Genomic DNA, 14,973 nt, shown 5'->3' with positions numbered 1-14,973 from the left:
CCGGCCGCCCGCGGGGGGCGCGGCGCGCGGGGACGGGGGCACGCGGCCGGCGGGCCGCGGGGGTGAACCGCCCCACAGCGGGCGGGTACCGGGAATAGCTCCCGCCCCCGCCGTGTCGTCTCATGGAATCGTCCACCATGTGGCCGTCCTCCAGGAAGGTCACCCTTACCAACGTACGATGGCTGGCGAGCCGCCGCCTTCGAGGAGGTCCTGTCCCGTGACCAGCCAGGTCAGCAACCCAGCCGATCAGCAGCGCGCGCCCGGCTCGCCGGCCAAGGAGGTCAGGCGTCTGGAGCGCGTGATCATCCGCTTCGCCGGCGACTCCGGCGACGGCATGCAGCTGACCGGCGACCGGTTCACCTCCGAGACGGCGTCCTTCGGCAACGACCTCTCCACGCTGCCCAACTTCCCCGCCGAGATCCGCGCTCCCGCCGGGACGCTGCCGGGTGTGTCGTCGTTCCAGCTCCACTTCGCCGACCACGACATCCTCACCCCCGGCGACGCCCCCGACGTGCTGGTGGCGATGAACCCGGCCGCGCTGAAGGCGAACCTGCCGGACCTGCCGCGCGGCGCGGAGATCATCGTCAACACCGACGAGTTCACCAAGCGGGCGATGGCCAAGGTCGGCTACGCCGCCAGCCCGCTGGAGGACGGCTCCCTGGAGGCGTACCGCGTCCACCCGGTGCCCCTGACGACGCTGACGATCGAGGCGCTGAAGGACTCCGGCCTGGCCAGGCGGGACGCCGAGCGCGCGAAGAACATGTTCGCGCTGGGCCTGCTGAGCTGGATGTACCACCGGCCCACCGAGGGCACCGAGTCCTTCCTGCGCAAGAAGTTCGCGAAGAGGCCCGAGGTGGCCGAGGCGAACGTCACCGCCTTCCGGGCGGGCTGGAACTTCGGCGAGACCACCGAGGACTTCGCCGTCTCCTACGAGGTCGCCCCGGCGTCCACCGCCTTCCCGGCGGGCACCTACCGCAACATCTCCGGCAACCTGGCGCTGTCCTACGGGCTGATCGCCGCGTCCCGGCAGGCGGACCTCCCGCTGTACCTGGGCTCGTACCCGATCACCCCGGCCTCGGACATCCTGCACGAGCTGAGCCGCCACAAGAACTTCGGCGTGCGCACCTTCCAGGCCGAGGACGAGATCGCGGGCATCGGTGCCGCGCTGGGCGCCGCCTTCGGCGGTGCGCTGGCGGTGACCACCACCTCCGGACCGGGCGTCGCCCTGAAGTCGGAGACGATCGGCCTGGCGGTCTCCCTGGAGCTGCCGCTGCTGATCGTGGACATCCAGCGCGGCGGCCCCTCCACCGGCCTGCCCACCAAGACCGAGCAGGCGGACCTGCTCCAGGCGATGTACGGGCGCAACGGCGAGGCGCCGGTGCCGATCGTCGCCCCGGCCACCCCGGGCGACTGCTTCGACGCCGCGCTCGACGCCGCCCGGATCGCCCTGACCTACCGCACGCCGGTGTTCCTGCTCTCCGACGGCTACCTGGCCAACGGCTCGGAGCCGTGGCGGATCCCGGAGCCCGACGAGCTGCCCGACCTGCGGGTGCAGTTCGCCTCCGGCCCCAACCACACCACCGAGGACGGCACCGAGGTCTTCTGGCCCTACAAGCGCGACCCGCAGACCCTGGCACGGCCCTGGGCCGTGCCGGGCACGCCGGGCCTGGAGCACCGCATCGGCGGCATCGAGAAGCAGGACGGCACGGGCAACATCTCCTACGACCCGGGCAACCACGACTTCATGGTCCGCACCCGCCAGGCGAAGGTGGACGGCATCGAGGTGCCGGACGCCGTCGTCGACGACCCCACCGGCGACGCGAGGCTGCTGGTGCTGGGGTGGGGCTCCACCTACGGGCCGATCACCGCCGCGGTGCGCCGGCTGCGCGCCGCCGGGGAGAAGGTCGCCCAGACCCACCTGCGGCACGTCAACCCCTTCCCCGGGAATCTCGGGGAGGTGCTGGGGCGCTACGACAAGGTGGTCGTCCCCGAGATGAACCTCGGGCAGCTGGCCACCCTGCTGCGCGCGAGGTACCTGGTCGACGCCCGGTCGTACACCCAGGTCCGGGGACTGCCGTTCAAGGCCGAGCAACTCGCCACCGTTCTGAAGGAGGCCATCGATGGCTGAGACCACGACGGAGGCGCCCACCTTCGAGGCGCTCTCCCTGGTCCCCAAGGCCGAAGGCAAGCAGACCATGAAGGACTTCAAGTCCGATCAGGAGGTCCGCTGGTGCCCGGGCTGCGGTGACTACGCCGTCCTGGCCGCCGTCCAGGGCTTCATGCCCGAGCTGGGGGTGGCGAGGGAGAACATCGTCTTCGTCTCCGGCATCGGCTGCTCCTCGCGCTTCCCGTACTACATGAACACCTACGGGATGCACTCCATCCACGGCCGCGCGCCCGCCATCGCCACCGGTCTGGCCACCTCCCGGACCGACCTGTCGGTGTGGGTGGTCACCGGTGACGGCGACGCGCTGTCCATCGGCGGCAACCACCTCATCCACGCCCTGCGCCGGAACGTGAACCTGAAGATCCTGCTGTTCAACAACCGGATCTACGGGCTCACCAAGGGCCAGTACTCCCCCACCTCCGAGCTGGGGAAGATCACCAAGTCGACGCCGATGGGCTCGCTGGACGCGCCCTTCAACCCGGTCTCGCTGGCGATCGGCGCGGAGGCGTCCTTCGTGGCCCGCACCGTGGACTCCGACCGCAAGCACCTCACGAGCGTGCTGCGTGCCGCCGCCGCCCACCCGGGCACGGCGCTGGTGGAGATCTACCAGAACTGCAACATCTTCAACGACGGCGCCTTCGAGGTGCTGAAGGACAAGGAGCAGGCGCTGGAGGCGGTGATCCGGCTGGAGCACGGGCAGCCGATCCGCTTCGGCGCCCCGGCGGAGGACGGCCTGGGCTCCAAGGGCGTGGTCCGCGACCCGGCCACCGGCGATCTGAAGGTCGTCGACGTCACGGTGGAGGGCACCGAGGGCGTGCTGGTGCACGACGCCCACGCCGCCTCCCCGACCACGGCGTTCGCCCTCTCCCGGCTCGCCGACGCCGACACCCTGCACCACACGCCCATCGGCGTGCTGCGCGACGTGCGCCGCCCGGTCTACGACACGCTGATGTCCGAGCAGCTGGAGAAGGCCGTGGTCCAGCGGGGCAAGGGCGACCTCTCCGCCCTCCTGGCCGGCAACGACACCTGGACGGTGGTGGGCTGACGGCCCTGCCGTCCGGCACCCGACGGGGCCGGTTCCGCCGCGGCGGAACCGGCCCCGCGGCGTGTCCGCCCGGGCGGTCCCCGGTGGGACGCGCGGCGTGCACGGCCGGTGACGCCATGCGTAAGCACCGTTTCCCGGGAACGGAAATGACAAGCGGGGTGGGCGACGTTACCTTCGTCTGGTCGGCCTGTGCCGATCGGCCACCGCACCGAAGGAGGAACGTTGGAGACGCAGGGCGAGCAGCGCACGGGTCTGTTGTTCGGCTTCGCCGCCTACGGGATGTGGGGGCTGCTGCCCCTCTACTGGGCCCTCCTGGACCCCGCCGGCCCCGTCGAGGTGCTGGCCCACCGAATGGTGTGGTCGCTGCCCACCGCCCTGGTGATCCTGGCCCTGCTGCGCCGCTGGGCGTGGATCCGCCCGCTGCTGCGGGAGCCGCGCCGGCTCGCCCTGATCGCCCTCGCGGCCACGCTGATATCGGGCAACTGGGGCCTGTTCATCTGGGCCGTCTCCGCGGAGAAGGTCATCGAGGCGTCGCTCGGGTACTTCATCAACCCGCTGATCTCCATAGCCTTCGGGGTGCTGCTGCTGCGTGAGCGGCTGCGTCCCGCCCAGTGGGCGGCCGTCGGCCTGGGGACGCTGGCCGTCGCGGTGATGACCGCGGCCTACGGCCGGCTGCCCTGGCTCTCGCTCGCGCTGGCCGTCTCCTTCGCCCTCTACGGCCTGCTCAAGAAGGGCGTCCGGCTGGACGGCGTGGCCGGCTTCGGCGCCGAGACGGCCGTGCAGTTCCTGCCCGCGCTCGCCATCCTGTTCTTCCTGGGCTCCCGGGGCGAGTCCACCTTCGCCTCCGAGGGCGCCGGGCACGCCGCGCTGCTCGCCTGCGCCGGACTGGCCACCGCACTGCCGCTGATCTTCTTCGGCGGGGCGGCCGTGCGGCTGCCGCTGTCGACGATCGGCCTGCTCCAGTACCTGGCGCCCGTCTCGATGTTCCTGCTGGGGCTGCTGGTCTTCGGCGAGGAGATGCCTCCGGAGCGCTGGGCCGGGTTCGCACTCGTCTGGCTCGCGCTGTGCGTGCTGACGTGGGACGCGCTGCGCAACGCGCGGCGCTCGCGGGCGCGGCTGCGCGCGGCGGCCGCCGCCGCGGCCTCCTCGGCCGCGCGGACGCGGGACGCGCACGGCGAGGAGGTGGCGGCGGTCCGCCCGGCCGCCGCCGCCCCGTCCCCGGGCTCCGCGAGGGGCTGAGCCGCCGGCGCCCGCGCCGCGGCGCTCCCCCTGCCGCCTCTTCTCCGCCCCCGGCCGCGGACCGTCCCACCCGGACGGCCCACGGCCGGGGGCGGAGTGCTGTCGGCCGGTTCCGGACGGACCGGCGGGGACGGCCCACGTCACCGCCTCCATGACCGATATGCGGACACCAAAGTCCGGATTCCGCCCTTGACGGTCCCCCGGCGCCACATCAGCATCATGCTCACGTCAACCCCCCACACTGGAGGCACCGATGTCCACACCCGCCGGACGACGGCTCCCCCGAAGATCACCTCGGCGCCGCGCCGCCCTCGGAGCCGGGCTGGCCGGCCTCCTCGCCACCGGGCTGCTCACCGGCGCCGCCCCGGCCCCGGCCTCGGCCGCCCCCGCCGCCGCGGCCGCCCCGGACATCCCGCTGGCGAACCTCAAGGCCCACCTCTCCCAGTTCCAGTCGATAGCCCAGGCCAACGGCGGCAACCGCGCCCACGGCCGCCCCGGCTACCGGGCGTCGGTCGACTACGTCAAGGGCAAGCTGGACGCGGCCGGCTACACCACCACCGTCCAGCAGTTCACCTCCAACGGCTCCACCGGCTACAACCTGATCGCCGACTGGCCCGGCGGCGACACCGACTCGGTCGTCATGGCCGGAGCCCACCTGGACTCGGTCGGCAGCGGCGCCGGCATCAACGACAACGCCTCCGGCTCCGCCGGCGTCCTGGAGGTCGCGCTCGCGGTGGCCCGGTCCGGGTACCGGCCCGACAAGCACCTGCGGTTCGCCTGGTGGGGAGCCGAGGAACTGGGCCTGGTGGGGTCGAGGCACTACGTCGGCGGCCTCTCCTCCTCGGAGCGGTCGAAGATCGACGGCTACCTCAACTTCGATATGATCGCGTCGCCCAACGCGGGCTACTTCGTCTACGACGACGATCCGCGGATCGAGCGGGTCTTCAAGGACTGGTTCGCCGCCAGGGGCGTGCCCACCGAGATCGAGACCGAGGGCGACGGACGCTCGGACCACGCCCCCTTCAAGGCCGCGGGCATCCCCGTCGGCGGACTGTTCACCGGCGCCGGACGGACCAAGACCACCGCGCAGGCCCAGAAGTGGGGCGGCACCGCCGGCGTCGCGTTCGACCGCTGCTACCACTCCTCCTGCGACAACACCTCCAACGTCAACGACACCGCCCTGGACCGGAACGGCGACGCGGCGGCCCACGCGGTCTGGACGCTGAGCTCGGGCGCCACCGCCCCGCCGCCGGGCGGCGTCTTCGAGAACACCGCGGACGTCCCCATCCCCGACGGGGGCCCGGCCGTGGAGTCGCCGATCACGGTCACCGGCGTCCCCGGCAACGCGCCGGGCGCCCTGCGGGTCGGCGTCGACATCAGGCACACCTACCGCGGCGACCTCGTCATCGACCTCGTCGCCCCCGACGGCAGCGCCCACCGCCTGAAGGGCTCGGGGACGGACTCGGGCGACGACGTGGTCGCCACCTACACCGTCGACGCCTCCTCCGAGGCCGCCGGCGGAACCTGGAGGCTCCGCGTCCAGGACGTCCACCGCTACGACAGCGGCCACCTCGACGACTGGAGCCTCACCTTCTGAGCCTTCGGACCCGTCCGGAGCGGGCCCGGGGCGCCGGTCCCGCTTCCGGGCCGGCCGGGAGTGCCCGGCCGGCCCGGAGCGGCCCTCAGACCGTCATGTCCCGGCCGGTGAAGCGGGCCCAGGCGGCCGAGCCGAAGACGGCCGCGTACACCCCCTGGAGAGCCAGGTTGCCGAGCAGGCCGTCCCAGTGGACGGGATCGCGCAGGAGGTCGGCGAAGGACATCCAGTGGTGGGTGAAGAGGTAGGGGTGCACGGCGTCCAGCTGCGGGATCGCGCCGACGATCTGCACGGCGATCAGCAGGCCGACCGTCGCGGCCATGGCGGCGACACCGCTGTCGGTGAGGGTGGAGACGAACAACCCCAGCGCCGCCAGCCCGGCCAGGGAGGCCGCGACGGCGACCGCTATGGCCAGGGCCCTCGACAGCCCCTCGTGGAGGGGGACGGCCGTCCCCGACAGCAGGGTCACCTCCCCCAGGGGGAACAGGAGGGCTCCGGTGGCCAGCGCGGAGAGCGCCACGGTCAGGGTCGCCGCCAGGCAGAAGGCCAGGACGGCGGTGAACTTGGCGAGCAGCAGCCGGGACCGCCCGGCCGGAGCGACCAGCAGGTAGCGCAGGGTGCCCGCGCCCGCCTCCCCCGCGATCGAGTCCCCCGCCACGACGCCGACCGTCATGGGCAGGAAGAAGGGGAGGGTGGCGGCGAGCGCGGCGAAGACCAGGAAGAGGCCGTTGTGGGTGATCTGGCCGATGAACGCAGGCCCCTCCCCGCCGCCTCCCCCGGCCGTGCCGCCGTCCCCGGTCTCGGCCCGGACGGCGATGCCGATCAGCGGGGGGATGCCCGCCAGCACCGCCAGCAGCACCAGGGTCCGCAGGCGGCGGAAGGTCACGGACAGCTCGCTGCGGAACAGCCCCAGGGACCACAGCGGGCCGGGGCGCCGCGCCAAGGGCCCCGGTTCCGCGCGCCCCCGGCCTCCCGCGGCCCGGACCGGCCCGGCCGGCGCCGCCGGTTCGGCCCGTGGCTCAGGTCGCGACATCGAAACCCTCCCCGGTCAGCGCCACGAAGGCGTCCTCCAGCGATCCGCGTTCGGTGCCGAAGGCCCTCACCCGGATCCCCGACCGCACCAGGGCCGCGTTGAGGCCGGCCGGGTCCGGCGGATCGGCGGCCGGCAGGTCGCCGGTGACCCGCTCCCCGGCGACGGCCAGGCCGGTCACGCCGTGCTCCGCCAGGACGCGGGCCGCGTCCGCGGTGTCCGGGGTGGTGACCGCCAGCCGGCCCCGGGCGCCCGCCACCAGCTCGGCCACCGGCCCCTGGACCAGCAGCCGCCCCCGCGACATCACCGCCGCGTGCGTGCAGACCTGCTCGACCTCGTCCAGCAGGTGGGAGGAGAGGAAGACCGTGGTGCCCTCACCGGCGAGCTCCCGGACCAGGGAGCGGATCTCCCGCATCCCCTGGGGGTCCAGCCCGTTGGTCGGCTCGTCCAGGACCAGCAGGTCGCGCGGCCGCAGCAGGGCCGCCGCCAGCCCGAGGCGCTGCTTCATGCCCAGCGAGTACGTCCGCGCCTTCCTGCCGGCGGCAGCCGTCAGCCCCGTCCTCTCCAGCGCCCGCTCCACCCGCGCGGCGCGCGTACGGGGGTCGGCCGTGGGGTCGGCCGCGTCGAAGCGCAGCAGGTTGTCCCGCCCGGAGAGGAAGCCGTACAGGGCCGGCCCCTCGATCAGCGCCCCCACCCTCGGCAGCACGGTGCGGACCGCGCCCGGCACCGGCTCGCCCAGCAGCCGCACGCTGCCGCCGCTCGGCTCGATCAGGCCCAGCAGCATCCGGATCGTGGTGGTCTTCCCGGAGCCGTTGGGCCCCAGGAAACCGAAGACGCTTCCGCGCGGCACGTCCAGGTCGAGCCCGTCCACGGCGAGCTGCCCGCCGCGGTACCGCTTGGTGAGCCCGCGGGTCTGGACGACCGCGGCCGGGACGGCCGGTGGCTGCATGGTGCTCCCGAGGTCGTGCGGACGGTCCGGCGCGGCGGCCCCGCCCCGGTCCCCGCGCCCCCTCCGGGAGGGGGCGCGGGGACCGGCCGGCGGGACCGCTACCCGGCCGAGCCGGGCCGGGTGCCGTCCCGGTCGGCCTTCTCGGCGGCCTCCGCCGCCTTGACCAGGCCCTCCTTGGTGACGGCACCCACGTACACGGTGCCGTCGTCGGTGATCAGCGCGTTGACGAGGCGGGTGCTGAAGACCCGGCCGGTGCCGAAGTCCCCGCCGACCTCGTCGGTGAGGCCGTCGAGGAACCGCTGCGCCTCGGCCGCCCGTGCGCCGTCCGGGCCCTTCGCCCCGTCCGTGCCGCCGGGGGCGTCCGCCCGGCCGCCGGGCATCCGGAGCTCGGCGACCGAGCCCCAGCCGCTCCCGACGACCTCCAGGCCCGACGGCAGGCCGTGGCCCTCGTGCCCGCCGCGCGGCTCCTCGCGGGGGCCGTCACCGGGCTTCTCCGGGCGCTCCTCGGTGACCTCGGCCCCCTGGGGCGGGGTGAACTCGAAGGTGTCCGCGGGCGGCTTGGCGAAGTCCACCTCGGTGAAGCCCACGTCGATCGCGGCCTTGCCGCCGTCCCGGGGGGTCAGGGTGAACTTCAGCGGCACACCGCTGTCCGCGTCCACCGCGATCCGCACCGACCCGACCGTGCTCTCCGGCTGCTTGGGCCGGACCAGCAGCTGGTAGGCGTCCTGCCCGGCGACCTTCGCCGTGCCGTCGACGGTGACCGAGGTGGTGCCGTCGACCGCCGCGAGGACCTCCTGGGCGGCCTTCTGCGGGGTGGCCTTCTCCAGCCCCCGGGAGGCCTCCTCCGGCGCGGCGTCCCCGGCTCCCTCCGGCAGGACGGTGTGGTGGGCGGCGTTGGCGGCGCTGTCGTAGGCCCACACGTCCTTCCCGTTGCGGACGAGGGTGTACTCGGCGGCCTCCTCGACGACGGAGACCCGCTGCCGGTCCGGTCCGTCCACGGCGACGCGCAGGGTGTGGGTGCCGGAGGCCAGCTCCATGAGCTTGGCCTGCGGGTCGGCGCCCTCGCCGGCCCCTTCCCTGCCGCCGCCCCGGCCCGTGCCGGGCAGCGCGGGCAGCCCCAGGTCGGTGGTGATCTTCACCGTGCCGGAGAGCTGCTCGGCCTCCGAGGACGCGATCTTCGCCACCAGCTGCTCGGCGGTGATCCCCGGCAGGTCGGGGGCCCCGTCCGAGGACGCCAGGGCCGGTACGAGGCCGACGGTCGCGATCGCCGCCCCGGCCACGGCGGCCGGCACGGCGTACCGCAGCGCCTTCTTCATCGGTCGGTTCTGTGCCATGTGCGCGTACCTCCGTGATCGGCGGCGGTTCGTCCGCGTGTCGCACTCGTCCACCCCTCGCCGCCATTCTCACCCGGTCCGGTGCGGGGTGGCGTCAACCATCCCATCAGATTGCTCCGGACAGGGCGTCAGACGACGGGGCCAGGCCGGTCTACTACCCCGGGATGAGGGAGGGTGTGCCGCCTCCTCCCTCCGGCAGTGCGCCCGGGCGGGGCCGGACCTGCCGGAAGCAGGGGTGCCGGACGGGCGTCACGGACGGTGCGCCCCCGGCGGGAGGGCCGGGGCGGGTCCCGCGGCCCGGGGCGCCGGGCGGAGTCAGCCCGCCCGGTGGACCACCGAGTCGCACAGGGAGGAGAGCGCCTCCTTGGCGGCGCAGTCCGGCAGGGGGGCCAGGAGCCTGCGGGCCTCGTCGGCGTAGCGGACGGTGTCCCGGCGGGCCTCCTCCAGGGCCGGGTGGGCGCGGAGACCGGCCAGCGCCTCGGCGTGGCGGGCGTCGTCGGTCAGGTCGCCGTCCAGCAGGGCGCACAGGGCCAGGTCCTCCGGCGCCCCGTCCCGGGCCGCGCGGGCCCGCAGGTGGAGGACCGGCAGCGTCGCGATGCCCTCCCGCAGGTCCGTGCCCGGCGTCTTCCCCGACTCGTGCGAGTCGCTGGCGATGTCGAGGACGTCGTCCGCCAGCTGGAAGGCGGTGCCGATCCGCTCCCCGTACTGGGTCAGGACGTCGACGACCCCCTCGTCGGCACCCGCCATCGTCGCCCCCAGCCGTCCGGCCACCGCGATCAGCGAACCGGTCTTGCCCGCGATGACGTCGAGGTAGTGGGTGACCGGGTCGTCGCCCTCCTGCGGCCCGGCCGTCTCCAGGATCTGGCCGGTCACCAGCCGCTCGAAGGCCTCGGCCTGGATGCGGACGGCCTCCGGGCCCAGGTCGGCCAGGATGTGCGAGGCCTGGGCGAAGAGGAAGTCCCCGGTGAGGACGGCCACCGAGTTGCCCCAGCGGACGTTCGCGCTGGGCACCCCGCGCCGCACCTCCGCCTCGTCCATCACGTCGTCGTGGTAGAGCGTCGCCAGGTGCGTCAGCTCCACGACCACCGCCGAGGGGACCACCCCCGGGGCGTAGGGGTCGCCGAACTGCGACGCCAGCATCACCAGCAGCGGACGGAAGCGCTTGCCGCCGGCCCGCACCAGGTGCTGCGCGGCTTCCGTTATGAAGGGGACGCCGCTCTTGGTGGCCTCGACGAGACCTTCCTCGACAGCCGCCAACCCCGCCTTTACATCGGCTTCCAGTGCCTGGTCCCGCACGCTCAGCCCGAAGGGCCCGACGACGGTCACGAGGGGTACTCCTGTCTGCGTACGATCAGCGAACGATCACGCGGCCTGTCGCGGTCCCCGCGGTGTGTCGTCGCACCGCCGGACCGCTATCACCATCATCATCCCTGGCAGCGTAGCCGGTCCGGTGTCGATCACCGCCGCCGCGTGCCCGTGGGCGGAACGGCCCCGACCCGGGCCGCTTCTGCCCGGGATCACCACCCCGTAGCCTGTTCGCGGCCCTGACCGGCGACGACCTCGAAGGCGAGGCACCCACCCATGTCCGACGCGCCCCCGCTCGAACTGTCCGAGGACGACCTCTTCGGCCCGGACAACCTTCCCTACGGCGTCTTCACCACCGAGGACGGCCAGGACCTGCCCCGGATCGGCGTCCGCTACGGCCCCTACGTCCTGGACGCGGGCTCGGCGGCGGCCGCCCACGGCTCGCCCCACACCGATCTGCTGCAGCGGCCGAACCTCAACGCGCTGATGGCGGCGGGCCGCCCGGTCTGGCAGGCGGTCCGCGCCGAGCTGCGCTCCTGGCTGACCTCCCCCGAACACGCGGGCACCATCGCGCACCACCTGGTCCGGGCCGAGGACGTCACCCTCCACCTGCCCTTCGAGGTGGCCGACTACGTCGACTTCTACGCCAGCGAGCACCACGCCTCCAACGTCGGGCGGATCTTCCGGCCCGGCGGCGAGCCCCTCACCCCCAACTGGAAGCACCTGCCGATCGGCTACCACGGCCGCGCCGGCACGGTCGTGGTCTCCGGCACCCCCGTCGTCCGGCCGCAGGGGCAGCGCAAGGCGCCCGACGAGGCGGCCCCCTCCTTCGGCCCGTCCCGCCGCCTGGACATCGAGGCCGAGGTCGGCTTCGTGGTGGGAACACCCTCGCGGCCGGGCGAACCGGTGCCCCAGTCCGCCTTCCGGGAGCACGTCTTCGGCGTCTGCCTGGTCAACGACTGGTCGGCGCGCGACATCCAGGCGTGGGAGTACGTACCGCTCGGCCCGTTCCTGGGGAAGTCCTTCGCGACCTCCGTCTCGGCCTGGATCACCCCGCTCGACGCCCTCGACGCCGCCCGCACCGCTCCGCCGGAGCGCACCCACCCGCTCCTGCCCTACCTGGAGGACTCCGCCGCCGGGGAGCCCGGCGGGCTGGACCTGCGGATCTCCGTCTCCCTCAACGGCCACACCGTCGCCGAGCCGCCGTTCTCCGCGATGTACTGGACGGCGGCCCAGCAGCTCGCTCACATGACGGTCAACGGGGCCTCGCTGCGCACCGGCGACCTGTTCGCCTCGGGCACGGTCAGCGGCCCGGAGGTCCACCAGCGCGGCTGCCTGCTGGAGCTGACCTGGTCCGGCCGCGACCCGCTGGAGCTGCCCGACGGCACGCGGACCTTCCTGGAGGACGGCGACGAGGTCGTCCTCACCGCCTGGGCGCCGGGCCCGAACGGTTCCCGCATCGGTCTCGGCGAGGTCTCCGGACGCATCCACCCGGCGCTCTGAGCACCGCCGGCCCGGGCCCCGGACCCGCGGCCCTGGGGCCCGGGGCCCGGGCCCCGGGGCCGCAGCCCTGGGCGGTTTCGTTCGGATCACCAGGTGGATCGGAGGAAGGTGCTTGCGGTGCGGCGTCCTACCAGGTAGATGGTCGTGGTCTTCTCGTAGCGGGTGGCGGTGCCGCGCCACTGCTTGAGGCGGTTGATGCACCGCTCGGCGGTGTTGCGCTGCTTGTACGCCTCGCGGTCGAAGGACGGTGGCCCGCCGCCCCGGCTGCCGCGGCGTAGCCGGTTGCTCCGCTGGTCCGCCGCGACGGGGACCACCGCGCGGATGCCGCGTCTGCGCAGGTGTTCGCGGGTCGCGCGGGAGGAGTACGCCTTGTCGGCCAGGGCCGCTTCCGGCCCGGTGCGGGGCCGTCCACGGCAGCGGAGCACGCGCAGGCGGGCCGTCACCTCGGTGACGGCAGGTGCGTCACCGGCCTGGCCGGTGGTGAGGTGGAGGACCAGGGGTCGACAGCAGTCGTCGGCGGCGAGGTGGATCTTCGTGTTCGGTCCGCCGCGGGACCGGCCGATGGCGTGGTCGCCCGGCTCTCCGGCCGGGGCCCCCTTTTGCGGGCCCCGGCCGCGTGCTGGTGGGCACGGACGATCGTGGAGTCGACGGCGACGACCCAGTCGAGGTCGCCTTCGGCATCGGCCTGGGCGAGCAGGGCGGTGAAGACCTTCTCCCGGGTGCCGTCGGCGGCCCACTTCCGCAGCCGGTTGTGGACGCCCTTCCACGACCCGAAGTGCTCGGGCAGGTCCATCCACGGCGTGCCGGTGCGGTACTTGAACGCGATCGCGTCGATCACCTGCCGGTGATCACGCCACCGCCCTCCCCGCTTCGGAGTCCGGTCCGGCAGCAACGGCTCGATCCTCGCCCACTGGCGTCAGTCAACGACACACCAGACCAACGATCCGATGATCCGAAAGAAGCGCCCTAGGTCCCGGGCCCGGGGCCGGGACCGGCCGGAGATACGACCGCGGCCCGTTACCCCGCCGCTCCGGCGCGCCTAGTGTCACGGGCATGACCACCGATACGAGCGGAACTCTCGACGAAGCGCTGGAGCGGCTGCACACCGCGGGTCCCGAGTTCGACGGCTGGCTGTCCAACCACGGCCCGATGGCCGTCGAGGCCCTGGTCCGCCACGGCCGCTCCCACCGCGTGCACCACTGGCTGGACCACTACCGGGCCAGGCTGGACGACATGCCCTCCCCGTACGCGCCCGTCACCGCGGAGAACTGGCGCGAGGCGCTGGGCGACCCCCGCCGCCTCGCGGACTGGACGCTCCACTTCCGGCGCGAACTGGCCGAACACCCCTGGCGCACGGTCCTGGCCCGGTGGTGGCCGCGGCTGCTGCCGGGGATCGCCGGCGGGGCCACCCATCCGGTGATCCGCGTGGGGCATGCCGTACGGACGCTGCTGGCCGACGAGGACGGTGCCGGGCGCGGCGGCGCCGCGCCGGGCGGCGGCTCGCCCCGCCTCGCCGAACTGGCCCACGCCCTGGGCTACTGGGCCGCCCGCCACCAGCCCCTGCCGCGGCTGGCCAGGTCCACCGCGCCCGGCCCGGCCGGCGAGGCGCTGGACGCGGTCGCGCCGGTGCCCGACCAGAGCGGCGGCATCCGGACCCGTCTCGCCCAGCTCACCTCGCTCCCGGACTGGCCGGACGCCGCGGCGCTCACCGGCCCGGAGGACGTGCGCGGGGCGCTGGCGGAGGTCGTACGGGCCGCCACCCACCGCTACGGCTCCCACGCCCACGGCGAACCCGTCATGCTGGTGCACGCGGCGACCGCCCCCAACGCCGTACTGCGCACACTGCCCGCCCTCCCCCGCGAGCTGTGGGAGCCCAGCCTGGCCGCGGCCTGGTCCGCGGCCGCCGCCGTCACCGCCGCGTACACCCCCCGAGATCCGCTGCCGCCCGCGAGGCGCCGCGAGGCGGACGCCGAGGAGGTCTTCGAGCGGGCCGCCGCGCACGGGGACGAGCACGCCATCAAGTTCGCCGACACCGCGCTCGACGTGGCGTCCTGGGGCGACGACGGACGGGCGCTGGACGCCGCCCTGCGTTCCGTCGAGCTGATCCCGCCGCTCCGGTGAATTCCGCCGGTCCGCCGCCCCGGCCCGGTCCGCCTGCTAGCTTGGCGTGTCCTTGCACCACATGCGGAGGGGGAGCACGTGCGCACTTCGGTTCGTTGCGCGGGAGCGGCCGCCGTCCTGGCGGCCGCCCTGCTGGTGAGCGGCTGCGGCAGCGACGGCGGGTCGGGCGGGGCCGAGCCCGGGGAGACCGCCGGGAAGACCACCGGACCGTCCGAGTCCGCCGGCGACGGCGCGGCCGCGGAGGACGGCGGCGTGGACGGCACCTGGAGTTCCGGGAACGGGGAGGACGCCCTGGTGCTGAGCATCAGCGGCGGCCAGGCCGCCCTGCTCGGCGCCACGGCCTGCACGGGCCCGGTCGACACCGGCGCCGACCCGGTCACCTTCAGCCTCACCTGCGGCGACGGCAGCACCGACCGCACCAAGGGCACCGTCGAGAGCGTCGACGGCAAGAACCTGACGGTCGACTGGGGCTCGGGCACCACCGACACCTTCACCAGGGTCGAGGTCCCCACCGGACTGCCCACCGAGATCGGCGACCTGCCCACCGAGATCGGCGATCTGCCCACCGACCTCGACCTGGAGCTCCCCACGGAGTGACGCGGGCCCGGGCCCGCCGGTGCCGCGCCGGCGCGGCACCGGCGCACGACGGCGGACGGCCGCCCGGGCACCGTCCGTGCCGGGCGGCC

At 74.3% G+C, this 14,973-nt stretch carries 11 protein-coding genes and 1 pseudogene; 7 read left to right on the top strand and 5 right to left on the bottom strand.

Annotation, left to right across the window (positions count from 1 at the left end; all coding sequences use genetic code 11):
* The first annotated feature begins 217 nt into the window (after window positions 1-217).
* The 4 genes from ACFSJS_RS27090 (at window position 218) to ACFSJS_RS27075 (ending at window position 6,048) form a co-directional block, all read left to right on the top strand.
* Entirely contained in the window at window positions 218-2,128 is a 1,911-nt protein-coding gene (locus tag ACFSJS_RS27090) for a 2-oxoacid:acceptor oxidoreductase subunit alpha (protein WP_380904996.1), read from the top strand.
* Window positions 2,121-3,212 carry a 2-oxoacid:ferredoxin oxidoreductase subunit beta gene (locus ACFSJS_RS27085; RefSeq protein ID WP_380904994.1) on the top strand — a complete coding sequence of 364 codons (1,092 nt, stop codon included), beginning with the start codon at window positions 2,121-2,123 and terminating at the stop codon, window positions 3,210-3,212. The genes ACFSJS_RS27090 and ACFSJS_RS27085 overlap by 8 nt, the downstream gene beginning before the upstream one ends.
* 222 nt (window positions 3,213-3,434) lie before the next feature.
* Window positions 3,435-4,451 (top strand): EamA family transporter RarD, encoded by a 1,017-nt coding sequence (gene rarD, locus ACFSJS_RS27080; protein WP_380904992.1) that lies wholly within the window; start codon window positions 3,435-3,437, stop codon window positions 4,449-4,451.
* A gap of 253 nt (window positions 4,452-4,704) precedes the next feature.
* On the top strand, window positions 4,705-6,048 hold the full coding sequence (locus ACFSJS_RS27075; RefSeq protein WP_380904990.1) for a M20/M25/M40 family metallo-hydrolase: 1,344 nt from the start codon (window positions 4,705-4,707) through the stop codon (window positions 6,046-6,048).
* An 85-nt stretch (window positions 6,049-6,133) separates the two neighbouring features.
* Here ACFSJS_RS27075 and ACFSJS_RS27070 read toward each other — a convergent pair whose 3' ends face one another.
* The 4 genes from ACFSJS_RS27070 to ACFSJS_RS27055 form a co-directional block, all read right to left on the bottom strand.
* The gene (locus ACFSJS_RS27070; protein WP_380904988.1) at window positions 6,134-7,078 is read right to left on the bottom strand and encodes an ABC transporter permease; all 945 of its coding nucleotides are present in this window, start codon (window positions 7,076-7,078) and stop codon (window positions 6,134-6,136) included.
* Window positions 7,065-8,024, bottom strand: a complete 960-nt coding sequence (locus ACFSJS_RS27065) for an ABC transporter ATP-binding protein (protein ID WP_380904986.1) — start codon at window positions 8,022-8,024, stop codon at window positions 7,065-7,067. The genes ACFSJS_RS27070 and ACFSJS_RS27065 overlap by 14 nt, the downstream gene beginning before the upstream one ends.
* A 98-nt stretch (window positions 8,025-8,122) precedes the next feature.
* A complete protein-coding gene (locus ACFSJS_RS27060) occupies window positions 8,123-9,358 on the bottom strand; it encodes a LolA family protein (protein WP_380904984.1) in 1,236 nt (411 codons plus the stop codon).
* A 315-nt stretch (window positions 9,359-9,673) separates the two neighbouring features.
* Window positions 9,674-10,684, bottom strand: coding sequence for a polyprenyl synthetase family protein (locus ACFSJS_RS27055; RefSeq protein ID WP_380904982.1), 1,011 nt, complete (start codon window positions 10,682-10,684; stop codon window positions 9,674-9,676).
* 255 nt (window positions 10,685-10,939) lie between these two features.
* Between ACFSJS_RS27055 and fahA the strand changes: the two genes are divergently transcribed.
* Window positions 10,940-12,166, top strand: coding sequence for a fumarylacetoacetase (fahA, locus tag ACFSJS_RS27050; RefSeq protein WP_380904980.1), 1,227 nt, complete (start codon window positions 10,940-10,942; stop codon window positions 12,164-12,166).
* Between the two features lie 86 nt (window positions 12,167-12,252).
* Here fahA and ACFSJS_RS27045 read toward each other — a convergent pair.
* Window positions 12,253-13,067: pseudogene (locus tag ACFSJS_RS27045) on the bottom strand (IS5 family transposase).
* A 152-nt stretch (window positions 13,068-13,219) separates the two neighbouring features.
* Between ACFSJS_RS27045 and ACFSJS_RS27040 the strand changes: the two are divergent.
* Window positions 13,220-14,287, top strand: a complete 1,068-nt coding sequence (locus ACFSJS_RS27040; protein WP_380904978.1) for a questin oxidase family protein — start codon at window positions 13,220-13,222, stop codon at window positions 14,285-14,287.
* Window positions 14,288-14,365: 78 nt separating this feature from the next.
* Window positions 14,366-14,884 carry a hypothetical protein gene (locus ACFSJS_RS27035; RefSeq protein ID WP_380904976.1) on the top strand — a complete coding sequence of 173 codons (519 nt, stop codon included), beginning with the start codon at window positions 14,366-14,368 and terminating at the stop codon, window positions 14,882-14,884.
* Window positions 14,885-14,973: the final 89 nt, after the last annotated feature.

The organism is Streptomyces desertarenae (assembly GCF_042681365.1).
Classification (GTDB): Bacteria; Actinomycetota; Actinomycetes; order Streptomycetales; family Streptomycetaceae; genus Streptomyces; species Streptomyces desertarenae.
The sequence above is the reverse complement of the archived record's forward strand: the minus strand, read 5'-3'. Positions and strand labels throughout refer to the sequence as shown.